The 22,992-nt window shown below is 76.2% G+C and carries 20 protein-coding genes and 1 pseudogene; 10 read left to right on the forward strand and 11 right to left on the reverse strand.

Annotated features, from left to right (window positions below):
* The first annotated feature begins 31 nt into the window (after positions 1-31).
* The 4 genes from serS (at position 32) to ACI79V_RS19855 (ending at position 4,731) form a co-directional block, all read left to right on the forward strand.
* Positions 32-1,333 carry a serine--tRNA ligase gene (serS, locus tag ACI79V_RS19840; protein WP_456892003.1) on the forward strand — a complete coding sequence of 434 codons (1,302 nt, stop codon included), beginning with the start codon at positions 32-34 and terminating at the stop codon, positions 1,331-1,333.
* Positions 1,330-2,244, forward strand: coding sequence for an HAD family hydrolase (locus ACI79V_RS19845; RefSeq protein WP_456876818.1), 915 nt, complete (start codon positions 1,330-1,332; stop codon positions 2,242-2,244). The genes serS and ACI79V_RS19845 overlap by 4 nt, the downstream gene beginning before the upstream one ends.
* Positions 2,237-3,040, forward strand: a complete 804-nt coding sequence (locus ACI79V_RS19850) for an HAD-IIB family hydrolase (RefSeq protein ID WP_456892005.1) — start codon at positions 2,237-2,239, stop codon at positions 3,038-3,040. The genes ACI79V_RS19845 and ACI79V_RS19850 overlap by 8 nt, the downstream gene beginning before the upstream one ends.
* Before the next feature lie 71 nt (positions 3,041-3,111).
* Positions 3,112-4,731, forward strand: a complete 1,620-nt coding sequence (locus ACI79V_RS19855) for a methyl-accepting chemotaxis protein (RefSeq protein WP_456892007.1) — start codon at positions 3,112-3,114, stop codon at positions 4,729-4,731.
* Positions 4,732-4,848: 117 nt separating this feature from the next.
* Here ACI79V_RS19855 and ACI79V_RS19860 read toward each other — a convergent pair whose 3' ends face one another.
* Positions 4,849-5,856, reverse strand: coding sequence for a hypothetical protein (locus ACI79V_RS19860; RefSeq protein WP_456892009.1), 1,008 nt, complete (start codon positions 5,854-5,856; stop codon positions 4,849-4,851).
* 155 nt (positions 5,857-6,011) lie between these two features.
* The gene (locus tag ACI79V_RS19865; RefSeq protein WP_456892011.1) at positions 6,012-6,551 is read right to left on the reverse strand and encodes a bacterial proteasome activator family protein; all 540 of its coding nucleotides are present in this window, start codon (positions 6,549-6,551) and stop codon (positions 6,012-6,014) included.
* Positions 6,552-6,650: 99 nt separating this feature from the next.
* Here ACI79V_RS19865 and ACI79V_RS19870 point away from each other — a divergent pair, with 99 nt between their 5' ends.
* Complete coding sequence (locus ACI79V_RS19870; protein WP_456892013.1) at positions 6,651-7,877, forward strand: cysteine desulfurase-like protein; 1,227 nt, start codon at positions 6,651-6,653, stop codon at positions 7,875-7,877.
* A gap of 15 nt (positions 7,878-7,892) precedes the next feature.
* On the opposite strand, the gene ACI79V_RS19875 is transcribed toward ACI79V_RS19870, so the two are convergent.
* Positions 7,893-8,885 carry an NAD(P)H-quinone oxidoreductase gene (locus tag ACI79V_RS19875; protein WP_456892015.1) on the reverse strand — a complete coding sequence of 331 codons (993 nt, stop codon included), beginning with the start codon at positions 8,883-8,885 and terminating at the stop codon, positions 7,893-7,895.
* A gap of 10 nt (positions 8,886-8,895) precedes the next feature.
* Positions 8,896-9,588, reverse strand: coding sequence for an NAD(P)-dependent oxidoreductase (locus tag ACI79V_RS19880; protein WP_456892017.1), 693 nt, complete (start codon positions 9,586-9,588; stop codon positions 8,896-8,898).
* Between the two features lie 161 nt (positions 9,589-9,749).
* On the opposite strand from ACI79V_RS19880, the gene ACI79V_RS19885 reads away from it, so the two are divergent.
* Together ACI79V_RS19885 and ACI79V_RS19890 are read left to right on the forward strand one after the other, a co-directional pair.
* Positions 9,750-10,733 (forward strand): AraC family transcriptional regulator, encoded by a 984-nt coding sequence (locus ACI79V_RS19885; protein WP_456892019.1) that lies wholly within the window; start codon positions 9,750-9,752, stop codon positions 10,731-10,733.
* Positions 10,734-10,804: 71 nt separating this feature from the next.
* Positions 10,805-11,422, forward strand: coding sequence for a hypothetical protein (locus tag ACI79V_RS19890; protein WP_456892021.1), 618 nt, complete (start codon positions 10,805-10,807; stop codon positions 11,420-11,422).
* Between the two features lie 43 nt (positions 11,423-11,465).
* Here ACI79V_RS19890 and ACI79V_RS19895 read toward each other — a convergent pair whose 3' ends face one another.
* The 4 genes from ACI79V_RS19895 to folP form a co-directional block, all read right to left on the reverse strand.
* Positions 11,466-13,064 (reverse strand): 4-coumarate--CoA ligase family protein, encoded by a 1,599-nt coding sequence (locus tag ACI79V_RS19895; protein WP_456876827.1) that lies wholly within the window; start codon positions 13,062-13,064, stop codon positions 11,466-11,468.
* Positions 13,065-13,149: 85 nt separating this feature from the next.
* On the reverse strand, positions 13,150-13,572 hold the full coding sequence (locus ACI79V_RS19900; protein WP_456892023.1) for a PaaI family thioesterase: 423 nt from the start codon (positions 13,570-13,572) through the stop codon (positions 13,150-13,152).
* Between the two features lie 27 nt (positions 13,573-13,599).
* On the reverse strand, positions 13,600-14,178 hold the full coding sequence (locus tag ACI79V_RS19905) for a universal stress protein (protein ID WP_456892025.1): 579 nt from the start codon (positions 14,176-14,178) through the stop codon (positions 13,600-13,602).
* Between the two features lie 238 nt (positions 14,179-14,416).
* Positions 14,417-15,277 carry a dihydropteroate synthase gene (gene folP / locus ACI79V_RS19910; RefSeq protein WP_456892027.1) on the reverse strand — a complete coding sequence of 287 codons (861 nt, stop codon included), beginning with the start codon at positions 15,275-15,277 and terminating at the stop codon, positions 14,417-14,419.
* 74 nt (positions 15,278-15,351) lie between these two features.
* Between folP and ACI79V_RS19915 the strand changes: the two genes are divergently transcribed.
* Positions 15,352-15,813 carry a MaoC family dehydratase gene (locus tag ACI79V_RS19915; protein WP_456876209.1) on the forward strand — a complete coding sequence of 154 codons (462 nt, stop codon included), beginning with the start codon at positions 15,352-15,354 and terminating at the stop codon, positions 15,811-15,813.
* A 51-nt stretch (positions 15,814-15,864) separates the two neighbouring features.
* On the opposite strand, the gene ACI79V_RS19920 is transcribed toward ACI79V_RS19915, so the two are convergent.
* Together ACI79V_RS19920 and ACI79V_RS19925 are read right to left on the reverse strand one after the other, a co-directional pair.
* Positions 15,865-17,121: a serine hydrolase domain-containing protein gene (locus ACI79V_RS19920; protein WP_456892029.1), complete on the reverse strand. Its 1,257-nt coding sequence runs from the start codon at positions 17,119-17,121 to the stop codon at positions 15,865-15,867.
* A 207-nt stretch (positions 17,122-17,328) separates the two neighbouring features.
* Positions 17,329-17,634 (reverse strand): annotated as a pseudogene (locus ACI79V_RS19925) (HU family DNA-binding protein); the annotation flags it as partial.
* 236 nt (positions 17,635-17,870) lie between these two features.
* Here ACI79V_RS19925 and ACI79V_RS19930 point away from each other — a divergent pair.
* Positions 17,871-18,794: an aldo/keto reductase gene (locus tag ACI79V_RS19930; RefSeq protein WP_456892031.1), complete on the forward strand. Its 924-nt coding sequence runs from the start codon at positions 17,871-17,873 to the stop codon at positions 18,792-18,794.
* Positions 18,795-18,872: 78 nt separating this feature from the next.
* On the opposite strand, the gene ACI79V_RS19935 is transcribed toward ACI79V_RS19930, so the two are convergent.
* Positions 18,873-19,967, reverse strand: a complete 1,095-nt coding sequence (locus ACI79V_RS19935) for an EAL domain-containing protein (RefSeq protein WP_456892033.1) — start codon at positions 19,965-19,967, stop codon at positions 18,873-18,875.
* 174 nt (positions 19,968-20,141) lie between these two features.
* Here ACI79V_RS19935 and ACI79V_RS19940 point away from each other — a divergent pair, with 174 nt between their 5' ends.
* The gene (locus ACI79V_RS19940; protein WP_456892035.1) at positions 20,142-22,871 is read left to right on the forward strand and encodes a SpoIIE family protein phosphatase; all 2,730 of its coding nucleotides are present in this window, start codon (positions 20,142-20,144) and stop codon (positions 22,869-22,871) included.
* Positions 22,872-22,992: the final 121 nt, after the last annotated feature.

Below are 22,992 nucleotides of genomic sequence, written 5' to 3' on the forward strand. Positions count from 1 at the left end.
GCCCGCCGCGGTGCGCTCCTACGATCGGGGGGTGATCGACCTGCGCCTGGTGCGCGAGCACCCCGACGTCGTCCGTGCCAGCCAGCGCGCCCGCGGCGCCGACGAGTCCCGGGTCGACGCGCTCCTGGCCGCCGACGCCGCCCGCCGCGAGGCGGTCCGGCGCGCCGACGACCTGCGGGCCGAGCAGAAGGCGGCCTCCCAGGCGGTGCGCGGCGCCAGCAAGGAGGAGCGGCCCGCCGTCCTGGAGCGCGCCAAGGCGCTCGCGGCGCAGGTCAAGGAGGCCGAGGAGGCCCAGCGCGCGGCCGACGCCGCGCTGCGCGAGGCGCACCTGGCCATCCCGAACGTGGTCGCCGACGGCGTCCCGCCCGGCGGCGAGGACGACGCGGTGACGCTGCGCACCGTCGGCGAGGTGCCCCGCTACGACTTCGAGGTCCGCGACCACCTGCAGGTCGGCGAGGCCCTCGGCGCCATCGACGTGGAGCGCGGTGCGAAGGTCTCCGGGGCCCGCTTCTACTTCCTCACCGGCCCGGGGGCGCTGCTGGAGTTCGCGCTCGCCCAGCTGGCGATCACCCGCGCGGTGGCCGCCGGCTTCACCCCCGTCGTCGCCCCGGCGCTGGTCAAGCCGCACGCCATGGAGGGCACCGGCTTCCTCGGCGAGCACGACGAGGAGGTCTACCGGATCGAGCGCGACGACCTCTACCTCGTGGGCACCTCCGAGGTCGCGCTGGCCGGCATGCACGCCGACGAGGTGCTCGACCTCTCCTCCGGCCCCCGCCGCTACGCCGGCTGGTCGTCCTGCTTCCGCCGCGAGGCCGGCTCCTACGGCAAGGACACCCGCGGGATCATCCGCGTGCACTGGTTCGACAAGGTCGAGATGTTCAGCTTCTGCCGCCCCGAGGACAGCGCCGCCGAGCACCTGCGGCTGCTGGCCTGGGAGGAGGAGTTCCTCCAGGCGCTCGAACTGCCCTACCGCGTCGTCGACATCGCCGCCGGCGACCTCGGCACCAGCGCCGCCCGCAAGTACGACATCGAGGCGTGGTTCCCCAGCCAGGGCACCTACCGGGAGCTGACCAGCACGTCGGACTGCACCACCTTCCAGGCCCGCCGGCTGGCCATCCGCCACCGCGACGCCGACGGGAGGCCGCAGCCGGCCGCCACGCTCAACGGCACGCTGTGCGCGATCGCCCGCACCATCGCCTGCCTGCTCGAGGTGCACCAGCGCGCCGACGGGTCGGTGCACGTCCCGGTGGCGCTGCGGCCCTGGCTCGGCGGGCACGAGGTGCTCACACCCGGCATGACGCTGGCCGCACCGGTGCCGCCGGCGGCCGCATGAGCGGGCCCGCGCCCCGCGCCGTCCTCTCCGGGCACGTCCCCTCCCCGGACGCCGACCGGGTCGTCGAGCCCGGCGACCTCGGGAGCTGGCGCCCGCGGCTGGTGGCCACCGACCTCGACGGCACCCTGCTCACCTCCGCCGGCGTGGTCAGCCCGCGCACCCGCGCCGCGCTGGACGCCTGCTGGGCCGCCGGCATCCCGGTCGTCGGCGTCACCGGGCGCGGGCCGCGGCTGCTCGACAGCGTCCGCACGGCGCTCGACGGTCGGGGCATCGCGGTGCTCGCGCAGGGCGGCTACGTCGTCGACCTCGAGCGCGACGAGGTGCTGCGCACCGTCGGGCTGCCGCGCTCGCAGGCCGAGGCCGTCATCGCGCGCATCGAGGCGGTCGCCGGCGACCTGATCCTGGCCGTGGAGGACGCCGCCGAGCAGGCCGAGGCGCTCGCGCCGCTGCGGGTGCAGCACGGCTTCGACTGGCCCTATCCCGAGCCGGCGCACCTGCTGCCGCGGCACGCGGTGATCCCCGAGGGCGCGGTGCTCAAGGTGTTCCTGCGCTCGTCCTCCCTCGGCCAGGACGAGCTGCTGGCCCGCGCCCGGCGGGTGGTCGACCCGGCCGAGGCCGAGGTCACCCACGCCGGGCTGGGCTTCATCGAGGTGCTGCCACCGGGTGTCACCAAGGCCACCGGGCTGGCCGTCGCGCTCGACCACCACGGCGTCGGGCTCGCCGACGTGCTCGTCTTCGGCGACATGCCCAACGACCTGCCGATGATCACCGCGGTCACCGAGGCCGGCGGCCGCGCGGTCGCGGTGGCCAACGCCCACCCCGCCGTCCGGGCGGCGGCCGGCGCGCTCACCGGCGGGCACGACGCCGACGGCGTCGCCTCCTACCTCGAGGCGGTGCTCGCCGGTGTCTGACTGGCGCCCCCGGCTGATCGCCAGCGACATGGACGGCACGCTGCTGCGCTCCGACGACACCGTCAGCGACGCCACGGTCGCCGAGCTGCGCCGCTGGCAGGACGACGGCGTCCCCGTCGTCCTCGCCACCGGCCGGCCGCCCCGCTGGATGCACCGAATCCGGCAGGTCGTCACGACCGGCACCGCCGTCTGCTGCAACGGAGCGGTGCTGCTCGACCTCGGGCGCTTCGAGATCCTCGAGGAGGAGGCGCTGCCCCCGGCGGTGCTGGCCGAGATCACCGCCGGGCTGCGTGCCGAGCAGCCGGACACCTGGTTCGCCGTCGAGTACGGCCTGGAGTTCCGTCACGAGCCGGTGTACCGGCCGCGGTGGGACGTCGACGCGCCCGGCGTCGCCGAGGCCCCGCTGGAGGAGATGGTCGCGGCGCCCGCGGCGAAGCTGCTGGCCCGGCACGAGGACATGGACCGCGACTCCTTCGTCGCGCTGGTGGAGCGCGTGGTGGGTGACCGGGCGACGGTCACCAACTCCTCCTCCGACGCCCTCGCCGAGATCTCCGCGCACGGGGTCACCAAGGCCAGCGGGCTGGCCCGGGTCGCCGCCCGGCACGGCGTCGGTCCCGAGGACGTCGTCGTCTTCGGGGACATGCCCAACGACATCGCCGCCTTCGACTGGGTGCGGGAGGCCGGCGGGCGGGCCGTGGCCATGGCCCACGCCCACCCGGACCTGCTCGCCGCCGCCACCGACGTCACCGTCGGCAACGACGACGACGGCGTCGCGACCTTCCTCTCAGCTCTGTAGCCCCGGCTTGAGATCGGCCCTTCCCTGCCGATGTGTCGGAGCGACCGGCACCCCGCCACGGAAGGCGATCGATGAGCCAGACCCCTGCCCGCGTCCCGACGACGCCCGCCGAGCCCACCTCCTCCGGGTGGAGCCTGCACACGAGGCTGCTCGGCGCGATCCTCGTCGTCGCGCTGACCACCCTGGGTGTCGGGCTGTTCGGCATCCAGCGCATGTCGGTCCTCGCGGACAAGGCCGACCAGGTCCACGACGAGGGCGCCGTGCCGCTCGACGGCCTGCGCCGGCTGCAGGTCGACTGGTGGGAGCTGTCGGCGCACACCGCCCGGGCCAACATCCCGACGCTGCCGGCGGCGACCGTCCAGGAGGCGCGGGAGTCCGCGGCCGCCGCGGGCGAGGCGATGGTCACCGACGCCGAGGCCGTGGCCGGGATGCCGCTGTCCGGGGAGGCCCGCGCCGGGTTCGAGGAGTACCGGACCGCGTCGGAGACCTACCTGACCGCGCTGGCGCAGCTGCAGGCCCTGCCGCCGACCTCGCCGAGCGCGCTGCCGCTGCTGCAGACCATGTCGCAGAACGAGGACGTGATCGAGGAGTCGCTGACCGCGGCCACGGCGGCGGCCGCCGCGTCCGCCGGGGAGACGGTCACCGAGGCCGAGGACGCCTACGCCGCCGCCCGCACCCTCACGCTCGTCGTCGTCGGGCTCGGCCTGGTCGTCTCCGTCGTGCTCGCGCTGCTGGTGGCGCGCAGCGTGACCCGGCCGGTGCAGCGGATCCGCGAGGTGCTCGCCGAGGTCGCCGGCGGTGACCTGACGGTGCGCGCCGGGGCCACCGGCGGCGGCGAGCTGGGCGAGGTGGCCCGCTCGCTGGACGAGACCCTCGACGCCCTCGGCGGCGTGCTCACGCTGGTCCGCGGGTCCGCCGACCGGCTGCAGGGCGCCTCCACCCAGCTCGACGCCGCGGCCGGCGGCATCGCCGAGGTCTCCCGCGCCGCGTCCGACCAGACCGGCGTCGTCGTCGCCTCGGCCGGCGAGGTCGCCGCCAGCGTCGACACCGTGGCCACCGGCTCGTCGCAGATGGAGAGCGCGATCCGCGAGATCGCGCACAACGCCGCCGAGGCCGCCCGCGTGGCCGGTCAGGCGGTGGGCGTCGCGGAGACCACGACCCGGACCGTCGGCAAGCTCGGCGACTCCTCGCAGGAGATCGCCACCGTGGTCAAGCTCATCAACGGCATCGCCGAGCAGACCAACCTGCTGGCCCTCAACGCCACCATCGAGGCGGCGCGGGCCGGGGAGGCGGGCAAGGGCTTCGCCGTCGTGGCCAGCGAGGTCAAGGAGCTCGCGCAGGAGACCGCGCGCGCCACCGAGGACATCTCCCGCCGGGTCGAGGCCATCCAGGCCGACACCGCGGGCGCCGTCGAGGCGATCAGCCGGATCAGCTCCGTGATCGGCGAGATCAACGACTTCCAGGCGACCATCGCGGCGGCGGTCGAGGAGCAGACGGCGACCACCAACGAGATGAACCGCAACGTGGCCGAGGCCGCCGGCGGCACCCGCCAGATCGCCGCGGCGATCACCGGCCTGGCCGACGGCACCCAGCAGACCAGCGCCCGCGTCGACGACGCCCGCCGGGCCGCGGCGGAGCTCGCCCGGATGAGCGGGGAGCTGCAGGACGCCGTCCGCCGCTTCTCCGTGTAGGCGGTCCCCGCCGGGATCAGGTGACCTGATCATCGGGCGTCCTCCCTCACCGCCCACCGTGAGGGAGGACGCCCGGCGGTGAGGGAGGACGTCGTCCGCGCGTCGTGGCGCGGCCGCTCAGGCGACGGCGTCCTCGGGGTCGGGTCCCGGCTCGGGGCGCCGGTGCACCCGGAACGACCGTGGGCCGGCCAGCGGCTGGGCGAGCAGCCGGGCCACCCGCGCGAGCACCGGGCTGGAGGGACCGAGGTCCTCCTGCGTGACGCGGACGACGCGGACGTCGTGCTCGCGGATCCGGTCCTCACGCCGCTTCTCGTCCCACAGCACCGCCTCCGGCGTGCGGCCGTCGCGCGGCGCGGCGTACTTCACGCGGCCGTCGAACTCGATGGCCAGCGCCGCCTCCTCGTACCAGGCGTCGACCCGGCCGAGGAGGCCGCGGGGGCCGTGCAGCTCCACCTGCAACTCGGGCCGCGGGAGTCCCGCCTGCAGCAGCGCCAGCCGCCCCCGCGTCTCCAGGGGCGACTCGGCGCGGCCGTCAGCGAGGCCGACCGCACGGGCGGCGGCCCCGATGCCCACCCAGTGCGTCTGTCGCAGGACGGCGGCCTCTATGGCGTCCCGTGCCACCTGCCGTCCCTGCATCGCCGCGTCCATGGCGACCACGGCGTCGACGAGGGGCCAGTCGCGCGCACAGTCGACGAGCGTGCGCGCCGCGGTGGTCGCCCGGACCGCCCCGGCGTCCACGACGTCCTCCGGTGGCAGGGCGGCCGCCGCGATCCGGTAGCCCCGCCCGCACCGCCACTCGTCGGGCTGCGTGAGGCGCACGTCGTCGTCGACCCCGCGCGGTAGGACGAGGCGGTGGAAACGGGCCGCCGACGTGTGGCTCAGCACCGGACCGGGCCCCAGGACGGCGAGCGCGGCGGCGCACAGCAGCAGGTGGCGCGCGCGGGGGTCCTCGGCCGTCGCCAGCCACCGCGCCGTCGACACGTACACGCCGCGGCGCAGGCGGTGCCAGGCCCGGGTGCGCACGGCGCCGCGGACGTCGTCGGGGAGGTAGCCGGCACGCCGGGCGTCGTGGACGGTGAAGACGCCGCCGCGTCGTCGCGCCGCGGCCTCGAGAGCGGGGGACACGCGGTCAGTCTCGGGACGGGCACCGCCCGGGGGAACGGCCCGGCCGGAACTGTGGACGACGAGGTCCTCCCTCACCGCAGCGCGTCCTCCCGCACCGTCTGCCGTGAGGGAGGACGCCCGAGGATCAGGTCACCTGATCCCGGCGGAGCCCCGCGCTACAGGTACTGGCCGCCGCCGGGGCGGGGTTCGCCGGTGGTGGGACCCCCGGGCAGGGCGCGCCGGCGGATCTCCTCGAGCTGCGCCCGGGCGGCCATCTGCTGGGCGACCAGCGCCGTCTGGATGCCCTGGAACACGCCCTCGAGCCAGCCGACGAGCTGGGCCTGGGCGATCCGCAGCTCGGCGTCCGACGGCGTCTCGCCCTCGCTGAACGGCGAGGTGATGCGCCGCAGCTCCTCACTGAGCTCGGGCGCGAGGCCCTGCTCGAGCTCGCGGATCGACGAGGCGTGGATGTCGCGCAGCCGGGCGCGGCTGGCCTCGTCGAGGGGCGCCGCCCGCACCTCCTCGAGCAGCTGTTTGATCATCGTGCCGATCCGCATGACCTTGGCCGGCTGCTCGATCATCTCGCCGACGCCGGGCGGGCCGTCGCCGTCGGCCGGGCCGGGGGCCGGCACGGGCATCGCGCCGACCGGGCGCCCGTCCGGGCCCACGACGAGGACCTGCTGCGGGCGCTCACTGCCGTTGCCGGGTGCCGTCATGTCTCCATCCTGCCCCTCGCGGTCGCGGGGGGAACGCCGGGCACGGGGCGCCCGGTGCGGCGGCACGGCGGCCCGGGGCGGCCAACTAGGGTCGCCCGCATGCACCCGGGGGAGCCACGGCTGGACGTCGCGCGCGTCCGCGGGCAGTTCCCGGGCCTCTCCGACGGCTTCGTGCACACCGACGCGCCGGGCGGCACCCTGCTGCCCGAGAGCGTCGTGCACGCGGTCTCCTCCGCGATGCGGGTGCCGGTGGCCAACCGCGGCGGGGTGTTCCCGTCGTCCTCGCGGACCGAGGGCCTGGTGGCCAGCGCCCGGGCCGCGGTGGCCGACCTGGTCGGCGGTGTCTCCACCGGCGTCGTACTCGGGTCCAGCATGACCGCGCTCACCTACGCCGTCGCCCGCGCGCTGGCCCGCACCTGGCGCCGCGGCGACGAGGTCGTCGTCAGCCGCCTCGACCACGACGCCAACATCCGGCCCTGGATCACCGCGGCCGCCCAGGTCGGCGCCGTCGTCCGGTGGGCGGAGGTGGACATCGAGACCGGCGAGCTGCCGGCCTGGCAGTACGACGACCTCATCACCCCGCGCACCCGGCTGGTGGCGGTCACCGCCGCCAGCAACGCCATCGGCACGCGGCCCGACGTCGCCTCGATCGCCGCCCGCGCGCACGCCGTGGGGGCGCTGGTCTACGTCGACGCCGTGCAGGCCGCGCCGCACGTCTTCCTCGACCGGGCCGCCCTGGGCGCGGACTTCCTCGCCGTCTCGGCCTACACCTGGTGCGGACCGCACGTCGGCGCCGTGGTGGCCGACCCCGCGCTGCTGGGCGAGCTCGACCCCGACCGGCTGCTGCCCACGCCCGACCGGGTGCCCGACCGCTTCGAGGCCGGCACCCCGCCGTTCGAGCTCTACGCCGGGGTGACCGCCGCCGTCGACCACCTGGCCGGCCTGTGCGAGAGCACCGCCGGCAGCCGCCGCGACCGGCTGCGCGACTCCATGACCGCCGTCACCGCGTACGAGGGCGGCCTGTTCGAGTGGCTCGACCAGGCCCTGCGCGCCATGCGGCACGTGCAGGTGGTCGGCTTCCCGGAGCACACGACGCCGACGCTGTCGTTCACCGTGCCCGGCATGCGCCCGCGCCAGGTGGCCGCCGAGCTGTCCCGCCGGGGCATCTGCGCCTGGGACGGCGACTTCTACGCCCGCGAGCTGTTCGACGCGCTGGGCGTCAACGAGGCCGGCGGCGCGGTCCGCCTCGGCCTGGCGCACTACAACACCGCCGAGGAGGTCGGCTACGTGATCGACTCCGTGGCCGCGCTGCGGGGCGCGCTGTAGTCAGTCGCGCTGTAGTCAGGTGCCGGGGAGCAGCAGCACCTTCCCGATGTGCTCGCTGGCCTCGACGACGCGGTGCGCCTCGGCCGCGCGCGACATCGGCAGCCGGCGGTCGACGATGGGGCGCACCACGCCGCGCTCGACGTCGGGCCAGACCTCGGCGCGCACCGCCGCGACGATCGCGTCCTTCCCGCCGGGCCCGGTCAGCGGCCGCGAGCGCAGCGCCGTCGCCGCCACCGACGCCCGCTTGGCCAGCAGCTTCCCCAGGTCGAGCTCCGCCTTGGCGCCGCCCTGCAGGCCGATGACCACCAGCCGCCCACCGACGGCGAGCGCGTCGACGTTGCGGGCCAGGTACTTCGCGCCCATGTTGTCGAGGACGACGTCGACCCCGGCGCCGTCGGTCTCCTCGCGCACCCGCTCGACGAAGTCCTCGTCCCGGTAGCCGATGGTCACCTCGGCGCCGAGCTCGCGGCAGAACTCGAGCTTGGCCGCGCTCCCGGCGGTGGTGAACACCCGCGCACCGGCCCGGACGGCGAGCTGGATGGCCATCGTCCCGATGCCGCTGGACCCACCGTGCACGAGGAAGGTGTCCCCGCGGCGCAGGCCGGCGAGCTGGAAGACGTTGGACCACACCGTGCAGGTCACCTCGGGCAGCGCCGCGGCGGTGGCCAGCTCGACCCCGGCGGGGCGGGGCAGGAGCTGCCCGGCCGGTACGGCGACCCGCTCGGCGTAGCCGCCGCCGGCCAGCAGCGCGCACACCTCGTCGCCCACCGACCAGCCGACGACGCCCTCGCCGACCTCGCTGACGATCCCGCTGCACTCCAGGCCCAGGACGTCGCTGGCACCCTTGGGAGGCGGGTAGAACCCGGCCCGCTGCAGCAGGTCGGCGCGGTTGACGGCGGTGGCCGCGACGTCGACGACGACTTCGCCGGGGCCGGCCACGGGATCGGGGACCTCACCCCAGCCGAGCACCTCGGGGCCGCCGGGTCCGCTGGTCGTCACCGCACGCATGCCCCCGACCCTAGGAGGGCCGGACGCCCGCTCGGGTGCTCGGTGCGAGAGCCGGGGACGCCACCGCGCCGGAGACGGTGACGCACCTGCCGCCACCCTCCGCGGCGACCAGGTCGGCCAGCACCTCGCCCACCGCGCGCCGGGAGACGTGCATCCCCGCGGTCTCCCCGGTCGGCGAGGTCGTGGCCGGCTCGTCGCCGTCGGTGAGGTACACCGGCTGGACGATCGTCCAGTCCAGGCCGCTGTCCCGGACCAGCCGCTCCTGCCGCTCGTGGTCGTCGATCTGAGGGCGCAGCAGCAGCGCGAACACCAGCCGGGCCGACAGCGGCAGCCGGTCCCGCGTCTCCCCGACGCCGTAGGACGACTGCACGACCAGCCGCGACACGCCCTGCTCGCGCATGGCCGCGACCACCGCGGCCGTGCCGCGCGACCGCACGTCCGGTGGCGTGCCCCGGCTGCCTCGCAGCCGCACCCGCAGCGGGTGCTCGCTGATACCGAGGGTCACCACCACCGCGTCCTGCCCGCGGACCGCCCGCGCGACGTCGGCCGGCACCGTGGCGTCGCCGTCCACGGCCCGGACGCCCGGACGCCCCGCACGGGCGGCCGACGCCCGCCGGGCAAAGGCCGTCACCTCGTGTCCCCGGGCGGTCAGCGCCTCGACCGCCGCCCGTCCGGACCCACCCGTCGCTCCCACCACCAGCACGCGCACGTCTCCTCACCCCTCCGGTCCCGCCGACCCTCGTGGCCGGTCGCCGTCGAGACTGGCGGGCCGGCCGGTTCGGGCCCATGACCGCGCGTCCGCCGTCCGTGCCCGTTCGTCCGGCGGACCTGGACGCCCGGTGCGGCGGTCAGCAGGCTGGAGCCGTGCACGCGAGCGAGGAGACCCACGCGGACCCCGGCCGGCCGTGGACGCCGGTCGACCCGCTCGGCGGGGTGCTCGCCGACCTGCGGATCCGCGGCACCTTCTACTGCCGGGCGGAGGCGACCGCGCCCTGGGGCCTCGAGATGCCGGCGCTCGCCGGGTGCATGAGCTTCCACGTCGTCACCCGGGGCAGCTGCGTCCTGGAGGTCGACGGCGACCGGCGCGAGCTCCGCGTCGGCGACCTGGCCCTGGTCCCGCACGGCCGCGGTCACCTGCTGCGCAGCGCCTCGGAGGCGCCGGTCTCCGGCCGTGCCGACCTGCTGCCCCAGCAGTACCTGGGGGACCACTACTCCGTCCTGCGGCTCGACGGCGGCGGTGCCGCGACGGGGATGGTCTGCGGGGTGGTCGAACCCGACCGGCCCGGGGCGGCCCACCTGCTCGGCCTCCTGCCGCCGGTGCTGGTCGTCGACGGGGGTGACGGGGCCCGCGGCGGCTGGCTGCCGATGCTGCTGCGGGTCCTCGCCGACGAGGCGGCCGAGGACCGGCCCGGCGCCGAGGCCGTGGTCACCCGGCTCGCCGACGTCGTCGTCCTCCAGGCCGTCCGCGCGTGGCTGGACACCGCGGCGACGGGTCCGGGTTGGCTGCGGGCCCTGCGCGACCCGCAGGTGGGTCGGGCGGTCGCGCTCCTGCACCGCGAGCCCGGCACGGCGTGGACCCTGACCCGGCTGGCGCGGGAGGCCCGGATGTCGCGGTCGTCGTTCGCCGCCCGCTTCACCGACCTGGCCGGGGAACCGGTGATGCACTACCTGGCCCGCTGGCGCATGCACCTGGCCACGGTCGCCCTCGGGCAGGGCGCGCGGGTCGGTGAGCTGGCCGGGCGGCTGGGCTACGAGTCGGAGGCCGCCTTCTCCCGTGCCTACAAGCGCGTCGTCGGCGTGCCGCCGACCGCGGCGGGCGAGCCGGTGCCGTCGGGGTCCGCGGGCTGACCGGCGACCTGCGAGACCCGTCCAAGCAGCTCACAAGCCCGTCGCAGGAGCCCGGCGGCACCGTCACGGTCATGACGACGACGACGTCCCCCGTCCGCATACCCGCGCCGCGCACGCCGGACCACGACACGCTGCCGACCGCGCCGGCCCGCACCCGGGTGGCCTTCCTCGACGCCCCGGCGCTGGCGGCCCGGGCGCTGCGTTCGGGGACCCGGCTGGCCGCGGACGCGGTCACCGGCATCGCCTTCGACGACCCCTGCTGCGCCGGCCGGCAGCGCGAGCTGGTGCGCTGGACCGCGGGCGTGGTGGCCGAGGTCCGCGCGCACGGGGCGCTCGCCGGACGCGACGGGGACGTCGCCCTCGACGCCGTCCTCGCACGGACCGACCGGGCGCTGGCGCTGTTCGCCCGCGAGCTGGGCGCCGGCGCGCCGCTGCTCGCGCCGGCCCTGGCCGACCTCGCCGACCTGGTCGCGGCCCGGCTGGACGCGTGGACGCGGCCGGCGGCACCCGCCGGCCGGCGGACCGTCCGCCAGGCCCTGTTCGCGCTGCCGTGGCTGCTCGACGCCTGCCACCCGGCCGAGCTGCCGGACGTGCTGCGGAACGCGTCCCGCGGTGAGCTGCTGGTCCTGCGGCTCGGCGCCCGGCGCTACGCCGGGACGCGCGACGCCGTCCTCGGCCCCGCCGGGTGAGCGGCGGTGCGAGGACGGCGTCAGCGCGGGACGGGATCCGCCGTCAGGCCCGGGCCTTGAGGTCCTTGCGCAGGATCTTGCCGGCGGCGGACTTGGGCACCTGCTCGATGAACTCCACCGCGCGGACCTTCTTGTGCGGCGCCACCCGGGAGGCCACGAACTCCATGACCTCGTCCTCGGTGATCTCCGAGCCCGGGGCCCGCACGACGAACGCCTTGGGCAGCTCCTCGCCGCTCTCCTCGTCCTTGACCCCGATGACGGCGGCGTCGGCGATCTGCGGGTTGCCGACCAGCACGGCCTCGAGCTCGGCCGGGGCCACCTGGTAGCCCTTGTACTTGATCAGCTCCTTGACCCGGTCGACGACGGTGTAGCAGCCGTTCTCGTCGACGACCGCCACGTCCCCGGTGTGCAGCCAGCCCTCAGCGTCGAGGGTCTCGGCGGTGGCCTCCGCGTTGTTGAGGTAGCCCTTCATCACCTGGGGGCCGCGCACCCACAGCTCGCCGCGCTCGCCGGGGGCGGCGTCCTCGCCCGTGGAGGAGTCGACCAGCCGGCACTCGGTGTTGGGGATCGCCAGGCCCACCGAGCCCTTGGGCACCTCGCCGGAGAAGCCCTCCGGCTCGCCGCCGCGGTCGGGCGTGGTGTGCGAGACCGGCGACAGCTCGGTCATGCCGTAGCCCTGGCCCACCGTGACGCCGGTGTCGGCGCCCCGGCGCAGCCGCGCCTCCGCCGCCTGAGCCAGCGCCTCGTCCAGCGGCGCCGCGCCCGAGAGGATCGAGGTCAGCGAGGACAGGTCGAACTGGTCGACCATCGGGTGCTTGGCCAGCGCCAGCAGGATCGGCGGGGCCACGAAGGCGCGGGTGATCCTCTGGTCCTGGATGGTGCGCAGGAACTGCTCGAGGTCGAACCGCGGCAGCGTGACGACGGCGCCGCCCCAGGCCAGCCCCTGGTTCATCAGCACGGTCAGGCCGTAGATGTGGAAGAACGGCAGGACGGCGATGATCCGCTCGTCCGCGCCCAGCTGGATGAGCGGGCGGCACTGGGCGACGTTGGCCACCAGGTTGCGGTGGGTGAGCATGACGCCCTTGGGCAGGCCGGTGGTGCCGCTGGAGTAGGGGAGCGTCACCAGGTCGTTCGCCGGGTCGATGTCGACCTGCACCGACGGCGCGTCGCTGCTGATCAGGTCGAGCAGCGAGGCGTGGCCCTCGGCGCCGTCCATGACGATGACCTCGTCCACCGGCGTCTGCGCGGTGGCCTCCAGCGCCCGGTCGAGGAAGGGCGAGACGGTGACGAGCACCTTCGCGCCGGAGTCCTTCAGCTGGAAGGCGACCTCGTGGGCGGTGTACAGGGAGTTGATCGGGCTCATCACGCAGCCGGCCTTGGCGATGCCGTGGAACACCACCGGGTACCACATGGTGTTCGGGCACAGCACCGCGACGACGTCGCCCTTGCGCAGCCCGCGCGCGGCGAGCGCGGCCGCGACCCGGTCGACGTAGGTCGCCAGCTGGCCGTGGCTGATCGAGTCGCCGGTCAGGCCGTCGACGAGCGCGGGCGCGTCGGGCTTCTCCCGCCCCGCGGCGAGGACGAAGTCGGGGACCGAGAGGTCCGGGATCTCGACGTCGGGGTAACGACTGGCCAGGGGCACGGGGCTCCTCCTCGTTGGGGGCGTAGTGGCGCCAGTCTCACACCCCGGGTGTGTCGCAGGACACGGGGGTTACTCGCCGGTCACCTCATCGGGGCCACAGCACCGACTGGGTGCACCGGAACAGCGCGAGCGTCCGCCCGGCGCCGGAGGTGACGACGGCGTCCCAGACCTGGGTGGAGCGGCCGGCGTGCGCGTTGGTGGCCACCGTCTGGATGCGGCCCTCGCGGACGGTGCCGAGGAAGTTGCTCTTCAGCTCGATGGTGGTGAAGCCGGTCGCGCCCTCGGGCAGCAGCGCGCGGGTCGCCAGGCCGCAGGCGGTGTCGGCCAGCGCGACCACGGTCGCCGCGTGCAGGTAGCCGTTGGGCGCGAGCAGGTCGGGGCGGACGTCGAGGCCCGCCTCCAGGCGACCGGGCTCGTGCGCGGCGACCGTCAGGCCCAGCAGTCCCGGCAGCGTGCCCGGCAGGAGCGTGTTGAGCTCGTCGGCGGTGAGGAACCCGGTGGCGGCCACGGGCGGGAACCGTAGCGCCGGCGCGGGTCACCGGGAGGCGGCGTCGGCCCTCGTGCCCCGGAAGCGCCGGCGTTGGGTGCGCACCCGCTCGGCGCCGTCGCGACGGCGCAGGTGCAGCCGCTCCCGGTGTGCCTCGGCCGAGTGGACGACGGTCACCGGGCACGGCGCGTGCAGGACGCACTGCATGCCCGTCGACCCCAGCAGCATGCTGGAGAACCCGCCGTGCCCCCGGCTGCCGACCACCAGCAGGTCCGCGCCGGCCGACTCCCGGATGAGCGCGTCCGCGGCCGAGCCGAGGACGGCCGTCACGTGGATCACCGGGTGCGGCTCCGGGACCTCGTGGAGCACCTCGGCGACGAAGGCCTCGGTCCGGGCGACCGCCGCGGCCTCGGCCTCGTCGTAGGTGCGGTCGCCGACGACGTCGAAGTCCATCCACGTCTCGGGCGGGCGGTGGGCGACCACCGCCTCGACGGGCACCCCCCGGCGGGCGGCGTCCTCGACGGCGAACCGCAGCGCGGCCCGCGCCCCCGCCGACCCGTCGACGCCCACCACCACCCGGGGTCCGCGCGCCTGCGACTCGTCGGCGCGCACGGGCTGCTCGATCATGACGGCCTCCTCGGCACCGTCCCCGCGGGACCGGGTGCCCCGGCGGGCGTCCTGAGCATGATCCGTCCGGCGCGCCGGGGGAAGGGTCCTGAGTCGCGCCCGCCCGGGCCCACCGGCCCTCGGCCCTCGGCCCTCGCGGTGCGGTGCCCGACCTCGCGCTGTGGGGTGAGGTCGGGCACCACGGGGCGGGGACGGCGCCGGGCGAGCGGACCGCGTGGACCCCGGCGGCTCCGACCGCTCAGGCCAGGCCGCGGGTGGTGCGCGCCGGGGGACGGTCCCCGCGGATCGAGGCCACCATGTCCAGCGTCTGCCGGGTCGCCGCGACGTCGTGCGCGCGGAACACCCGGGCGCCCAGCCACGCGCTGACCGCCGTCGCCGCGAGGGTGCCGGTGAGCCGCTCCTCCAGCGGGACGTCGAGTGTCTCGCCGACGAAGTCCTTGTTCGACAGCGCCACCAGCACCGGCCACCCGGTGGCCACGAGCTCGCCGAGCCGGCGGGTGGCCTCCAGCGAGTGGCGGGTGTTCTTGCCGAAGTCGTGACCGGGGTCGACCAGCACCCGCTCGGGGTCCACGCCCGCGGCCACGGCCGCCTCGGCCAGCGCCGTCGTGCGCGCGACGACGTCGGCGACGACGTCGTCGTACCGCACCCGGTGCGGCCGGGTGCGTGGGGGCAGCCCGCCGGCGTGGGTGCACACGATCCCCGCACCCGCCGCGGCCGCGACGTGCGCCAGCTCCGGGTCGACGCCGCCCCACGCGTCGTTGACGACGTCGGCCCCGGCGGCGAGCGCCTCGCGCGCGACCTCGGCCCGCCAGGTGTCGATCGAGATCGGCAGGTCGGGGTGCGCGGCGCGGACGGCGGCGACCAGGTCGACGGTGCGGCGGATCTCCTCGGCGGCGTCGACCTCCTCGCCGGGTGCGGCCTTGACCCCGCCGACGTCCACCAGGTCCGCGCCCTCGGCCACCACCCGGTGCACCCGCTCGACGGCGGCCGCCAGCTCGTAGGTGGCGCCGCGGTCGTAGAACGAGTCGGGCGTGCGGTTCACGATGGCCATCACCAGCAGGCCGCCGTCGGGGACGTCCAGCCGGCCCAGTCGCAGCACCCGTCGTCTCCGTCCCCGTCGCCGGTGTGGTGGAGTCAGCCAACCAGACCACCCCGCACACAGGAGGACAGGCGATGGCGCAGACCACCGTGGAGGGCATCGACGGCGTGCTGGCGAAGGTCGGCCAGCCCCTCGGGCACAGCGACTGGCTGGAGATCACCCAGGAGCAGGTGGACAAGTTCGCCGAGGCCACCCACGACCACCAGTGGATCCACGTCGACGTCGAGCGCGCGAAGCGGGAGAGCCCCTTTGGCGGCCCGATCGCGCACGGCTACCTGACGCTGTCGCTGGTCTCGGCGCTGGCCGCGCAGATCATCGAGGCGAAGGGCTTCCGGATGGGCGTCAACTACGGCGCCGAGAAGATCCGCTTCATGTCGCCGGTGCCGGTCGGTGCGCGCATCCGCGCCTCGGCCACCCTCGACGAGGCCAAGCCGTTCGAGGGCGGCGTGCAGATGAACCTCGGCGTCACGATGGAGATCGAGGGCCAGAGCAAGCCGGCGATGGTGGCCGCGATCCTCTTCCGCCGCTACGTCTGACCCCGTGCACCTCCGCGGATGTGCCCGCTGCACATCCGCGGAGGTGCACGGTCAGACCACGATCGCCTGGTTGACCAGCGTCCGCAGGTAGGCGCGGATCGGCAGCGTGCTCGAGGGCAGCAGCTGCGTGTAGAAGGTGACGACGACGTCCTCGACCGGGTCGACGTAGAACGCCGTCGACGCCGCCCCGCCCCAGCTGTAGTCGCCCTCGTTGGACAGGACGCCGTAGCGCGCCGGGTCGATCACCATCGAGAAGCCCAGGCCGAAGCCCACCCCGCGCAGCGGCGTCTCGGCGAACAGCGGCCGGCCGAAGGTCTCCAGGTCGGCGTTGCCGGGCAGGTGGTTGCGCACCATGTGCGCCAGCGTGCGCGGGCCGAGCAGCCGGCCGCCGTCGTAGGAGCCGCCGCGGCGCAGCATCTCGCAGAAGCGCAGGTAGTCACCCGCGGTCGAGACCAGCCCGCCGCCGCCGGACAGGAACGTCGGCCGGTGGTGCGCCGCCTGCCCCATGGCGTCGATCGGCGCGAACCCGGTGGACGCGCCGCCGGGCTGCCCGGGGACGGCGGCGTAGAGCCGGGCCAGCGAGTCGACGTCGTCGTCCTCGCGCAGGCCGAAGGACGTGTCGGTCATCCCGAGCGGGCCGAACACGCGCTCCTGGAAGAAGACGTCGAGCGTCTGGCCGGACACCACCTCGACCAGCCGCCCCAGGACGTCGGTGGACACGCCGTAGTTCCACTCCGCGCCGGGCTGGAACACCAGCGGCACCGAGGCCCACTGCCGGCAGGCCTCGGCGGAGTCGGTGCCCGGCGGGGTGCTCCACTCGTGGCCCATCGCGCGGTACATCGCGTCGACCGGGTGGGCGTGATGGAAGCCGTAGGTGAGCCCGGAGGTGTGGGTCAGCAGGTGCCGGATGCGGATCGGCTCGACCTGCGGCTGGGTGACCGGCTTCTGGGCCGACCCCGCCACGTAGACGCGGGTCTCGGCGAACTCCGGCAGCCACCGCTGGATCGGGTCGCCGAGCTCGAAGGCGCCCTCCTCGTACAGCATCATCGCCGCCACCGAGGTCACCGGCTTGGTCATCGAGAAGATCCGCCAGCGGGTGTCCTCCTCGACCGGCCGGCCGTTCTCGACGTCGCGGGAGCCGTAGCGGCCGACGTGCGCCAGCCGGCCGTGCCGCGACACGGTGACGAGGAAGCCGGGGAGCTGCCCGTCGTCGACCCAGCGGGCCAGCCGCCGGTCGAGGCGCTCCAGCCGGGTGCCGTCGAGGCCGACCTCGGCGGGATCGGTGTCCTGGGTCAGTCCGCTCGTCACGCGTGCCTCCGTCCCGGTGCCGTCCCCTCGGGCGGCGCCTGCCCTGCGCATCCTGACCCATGCCGGTGCGGCGGGTCACAGGAGGCAGGCGCCGCCCCGGCGGGCGACCGCGTGGGTCCCGCGGTCACGTCCGGGGGACGCGCCGGTCGGACCGGACGTCGCGGGGACCCGGCGGATCAGACTGGGACGTCGCGAGGGCCCGGCGGATCAGACCGGGACGTTGCTGGCGGCCTTCTTCAGGTTCGAGCCAGCGGTGACCTTGACGGTGTTGGCGGCGGGGATGTCGATCGACTCGCCGGTCTGCGGGTTGCGGCCGGTCCGGGCCGAGCGCTGGGTCCGCTCGACGGTCAGCAGACCGGAGACGGCGACCTTCTCGCCGCGGGTGATCGCGTCGACGAGCTCCTCCTGCAGGCCGGCCAGGACGGCGTCCACGGTGGCGCTGGGCACGTCCGCGCGCTTGGAGATGGCGGTGACGAGTTCGGCCTTGTTCACGGGGATCCTCTCGTGGGTGTCGGCGCCCGCCCGGGTCTCGGCGGGCCGCCGGTGACGGCGCCGGCCGCAGCGCGCGGCCGGCTCCCGGACGGTCGTCCGGGACGGACCGGTCCCCCCGCGGGGGCCCCGGCCCGGGGCACCGTGTCACGACAGCGGGGGATCTGGCCAGTCCAGGGCCACGATCGCATGCAGCCGACCCGCCGGTACCACCCGTCCCAGCGCAGGCGGGTGGGCGCGGGCCGACCTAGCGTGAGGGGGTGCCACAGCTCTCCGGGACCGACCTGGTCGTCAGCGACCTGTGCCTGGGCGGCAACGTCTTCGGCTGGACCGCCGACGCGGCGACGTCGCAGGCCGTCCTCGACCGCTTCGTAGACGCCGTCCCCAGCACCCAGCGGCCCTTCGTCGACACCGCCGAGATGTACGGCGACGGCCGCTCCGAGCAGATCCTCGGCGGCTGGATGGCCGAGCGCGGCCTGCGCGACCGGCTGGTGGTGGCCACCAAGGCCTCGCCGCAGCAGAAGGCGCACCCGCTGGCGGCGGGCGAGATCCGGGCCGCCGCGGAGCGGTCGCTGCGGAACCTGCGGACCGACCGGATCGACCTCTACTACGCGCACTACGACGACGAGACGACGCCGCTGGAGGAGACGCTCACGGCGTTCGACGAGCTGGTTCGCTCCGGCAAGGTGCTGCACGTGGCGGCGTCGAACTACTCGCCGGCGCGGCTGACCGAGGCGCTGGAGACCTCCGAGCGGCTCGGGACCACGCGGTACGTGGCGCTGCAGCCGCTCTACAACCTCCTCGAGCGGCCCGCCTACGAGGACGGGCTGCGCGACGTCGTCGCGGCGCACGGGCTGGGCTGCCTGCCCTACTTCGGCCTGGCCCGGGGCTTCCTGACCGGCAAGTACCGCGCCGGCGAGCGGGTCGACTCGCCGCGCGCCGAGCGGGCGAGCGCCTACCTCGGCGAGCGCGGCGACCGGGTGCTCGCGGCGCTGGCCGAGGTGGCGTCCGCGCACGGGGTGAGCCAGGCCGCCGTCGCCCTGCGGTGGCTGGCCGACCAGCCCACGGTCACCGCGCCGATCGCCAGCGCCCGCGACGTCGACCAGCTCGCCGACCTGCTGCCGGTGCAGGACCTCGTGCTCACCGACGACGAGCGCGCCGCCCTCACCGCCGCCTCCGAGTAGCCCCTCCGAGGTGCCTTTGTAGCGATGAAGGCACCTCACCGACGTCCGGAGGGGTGCCCTTGTAGCGATGAAGGCACCTCAGCGGGCGGCGGCCGCGGAGGCGAGGTCCTCGACCCGCACCAGCCCGAGCACGGTGCCGGTGGCGTCGGTGCAGACGACGGGGTCGAAGCGGTGCGCCGGCGGGCGGGTCAGGGCCGTGTGCAGCGTCGCGACGACGTCGTCGGCCGGGCCGACCCGCAGCGACACCGGTGCGGTGTGCGCGGCGCCGGTGCGGGGATCGGCCAGTCGCAGCGCCAGCGGCTCGCCGTCCGGCCCGACGAGGACCACCGGGGGCAGGCCCGGCTGCGGCTCGCTCACCTCGACCTGGCGGACCGGGCGCAGCAGGCCCGCCACGGTCGCCCGCTGCCGGGCGCGGGCGGTGCAGCCGCGCACGAGCCCGACCACCTCGGGGGACAGCCCGCCGAAGCCGGGTGCCGGGCGGCCGAGCAGCCAGCCCTGGGCCAGCGGCACCCCGAGCCGGCAGGCGGCGGTCAGCTCGCCGCGCGTCTCGATCCCCTCGGCGACCAGCCAGGCGTCGATGCGGCCGGCGAACCCGCCGACCATCTCCACCACGGCCGTGCACACCGGGTCGGTGTCGGCGCCGGCCACCAGCGACCGGTCCAGCTTCACCAGCTGGGGCCGCAGCGCCGCGAGCCGGCGCAGGCCCGACCAGCCCGAGCCGGTGTCGTCGAGGGCCACCAGCGCACCCCGGGCCCGCAGCGCCGCGACCTCCACGCGCAGCGCGGCGACGTCGGGCACCGGCCCCTGCTCGGTCAGCTCGACGACGACGCGGCGCAGGTCCGGGCGGGTGGCCAGCGCCTGCTGCACCGGCCGGGTGCCGAGCAGGTGCGGGCCGACGTTGACGGCGAGGAAGGTGTCCGCGGGCAGGTCCGGCACCGCGGCCAGCGCCTTGCCGACCGCGAGGGCCTGGAGCTCGGCGGCGACCCCGGCGTCGGCGGCCGCGGCGAACCACACGTCGGGGCCGGCGGTACCGGGGAAGCGGGCCAGGGCCTCGTAGCCGGCGACCCGGGCGCGCGCGAGGTCGACGATCGGCTGGAAGACCAGGGTCAGGTCGTCCGGGTGGGCGAGCAGCGGCCGGCAGTCCGGCAGCGCCCGCGTCAGCATCCCCGTCATGCGCGGTCCATCGGCCCGGTCCGGGAGCCGCTCCACCGGGCGCCCGGCGGGGCTCACCCGCCCGGGGGACGACCCGTCCGGGGGGAGGAGCGCGGACGGTCGATTCCGTTCCGCGCGGAGCGTGGCAGCATGGTCGGCTGCGGCCGCCCGGGCCGCGCCTGGCCGAGGAGGGCCGTGTCCGTCCCCGCGCCGTCGCCTGCCGCCGACGTGCTGCACGACGCCCACCGCGTCGCCGCCGCGCGCCGGCTGTTGCTCGAGGTGTCCGGGCCCGCGGCCTACGACCGGCTCTCCGGACTCGCCGCGCGCCTGCTCGACGCGGGGCACGCCAAGGTCACCGTGTTCACCGACCAGGACACCGTCGTCGGCGGGCACGGCCTGCCGCCCGGCGTCGTCGGCGGTCGCGCGCAGCTCACCGGGGAGTTCTCCGCCTGCGTCGTCCGGGAGGGCCGCCCCCTGGTGGTCCCCGACGCCCCCGCCGACGCGCGGGTGTCCGCCCTCCCCGCCGTCGTGTCCGGGGAGGTGGTCGCCTACCTCGGCAGCCCCCTGGTCTCCGCCTCGGGGCACGTGATCGGCGTCCTCGCCGTCTACGACGGCCGGCGGCGCACGTGGCAGGACGACGACGTCGCGCTGCTGGAGCACCTGGCCGCCTCGGTGGTCGCCGAGCTCGAGCTCGCCGCGGCCCGGTCGGCGATCGGCGCCTCCCGGGTCCGCCTCGAGGTCGCCCTCGAGGCCGGGGCGATCGGCATCTGGGACCACGACCTGCGCACCCGCGTCCTGCACTGGGACGAGCGCTGCGCGGCCATCCACGGCCTGTCCGGCCCCCTCGTGATCACCGACGTCGACGCGATGATCGCCGCCCGGATCCACCCCGACGACCACGCCGCCGTCCGCTCGGCCATGACCGACGCGCTGGCCGGCACGGGGGAGTACGTGGTCGAGGCGCGGGCGATGCACACCGACGGCTCGACCCGCTGGACGGTCTCGCGCGGCCGCGTGGTGCGCGACTCCTGGGGCGACGCGGTGCGGGTGCTCGGCACCGTCGTCGACGTCACCGACGCCCGCGAGCAGGCCGCCCGCCGGATGGCCGCGGTGCAGCGCGCCGCCGCCGTCGCCGAGGTCGCCGCGGAGCTGGCCAACGCGACCGCGCTGTCGCAGCTGGCCGACATCACGCTGCGGGGCGCCCGGCTGCTCGGCGCGTCCTCCAGCGCGCTGGCCGCCTTCGACGGCGAGGGGGTGCTGCGGATCTACCTCGCCCGGCAGCTCGCCGACACCGTCGCCGCGGCCGCCGCCGAGGCCGAGGTGGAGGCCCCGCCCGAGGGGCTGGCCATCGAGCTCGACGACGCGCTGCCCACCCAGTACGCGGCCCGCCACGGCGAGCGCGTGCTGCTCACCGACCTCGACGAGGCCGTCGCCCGCTTCCCGCAGATGGCCGAGGTCGGCCCGGCCCTGGGCCTGCGCGCCATGGCCGCCCTGCCACTGCGGGTGGAGGCCGGGCTGCTCGGCAGCTTCGTCGTCGTCTGGGACACCGAGCACGCCTTCGAGGACGCCGACGTCGAGCTCCTCGACGCGCTGACCGCGCAGATCGCCCTGAGCGTGTCCCGGCTGCGGGCCGACGACGAGCGCGCCGCCGCCGTCGCCGCGATGGCCGAGGCCAACCAGCGGCTGCAGCTGCTCGCCGACGCCGGGCGGGTGCTGTCCGGGAGCCTGGAGATCACCGAGCAGCTGGGCCGGCTGGCCGACCTGGTGGTGCCGGCCCTCGCGGACTGGTGCTGGATCGTGGTCACCGACGAGCAGGGCCGGCTGCACGAGATGGCCTGGTCCCACCGCGACCCCGCCCGCCGGGCGGACGTGGCCGAGTACGTCGGGGCCATGGTGCACGGGATGACCGACGAGCACGCCGCGCGGGTGGTGACCCGGACCGGCCGGCCGCTGGTGGTGCCCGAGGTCGACGTCGAGCGCATCAGGCGGGCGCTGCACGACCCCGTGGCCCAGGAGGCGCTGCTGCGGCTGGCGCCGCACGCGGCCCTGATCGTGCCGCTCGTGGCACGCGGGGAGGTCATCGGCGCCCTCGGCACGGCCAACGACGCCGAGCGCGGCCCGCACACGCCGGGGGAGGTCGAGACCGCCGCCGAGGTGGGCCGCCGGGCCGGCCTGGCGCTGCAGACCGCGCGGCTGTTCGAGCAGCAGCGCGGGCTGGCGCACGCCCTGCAGCGCAGCATGCTCACCGCGCCGCCGCGGCCGGAGGGGCTCGACATCGTCGTCCGCTACGTCCCGGCGTCGGAGGGCGCCGAGGTGGGCGGGGACTGGTACGACGCCTTCCCCGGGGTGCTGGGCGGCACGGTGCTCGTCATCGGCGACGTCGTCGGGCACGACCGCAATGCCGCCGCGGTGATGGGCCAGCTCCGCGGGCTGCTGCGGGGCATCAGCCACGCCAGCGGTGCCGGACCGGCCGCGATCCTCGGCCAGCTCGACCGCGCGGCCGACGGCCTGGCGCTGGGTGCCATGGCCACCGCGCTGGTGGCGCGGCTGGACCGCACCGGCGCCGACGGGGCCGTGCTGCACTGGTCGAGCGCCGGCCACCCGCCGCCGGTGGTCGTGGACCCCGACGGGAGCGTGCGGGTGCTGCGGTCCGAGCCGGCCGACCTGCTGCTCGGCGTGGACCCCGACCGCCCGCGCACCGACCACACCGCCGCCCTGGCCGCGGGCAGCACGGTGCTGCTGCACACCGACGGGCTGGTCGAGCGACGCGACCGGGACCTGCAGGCCGGTACCGAGCAGCTGCTCGACGTGCTGCGGGGTACCGCGGGCCTGCCGCTCGAGCGGCTGTGCGACCGGGTGCTGCAGCGGCTGTTCCTCCCCGACGCCGAGGACGACGTCGCCCTGCTCGCCGTCCGCGTGTCGTGACACCCGTCCGGGGGGGGGGGGGGGGGGGGGCGGGGGGGGGGGGGGGGGGGGCGGGGGCGGGGGGGGGGGGGGGGGGGGGGGGGCGGGGGGGGCGCGGGGCGCGGGCGGCGCGGCGGGGGGG

The organism is Geodermatophilus sp. SYSU D00700 (assembly GCF_054050255.1).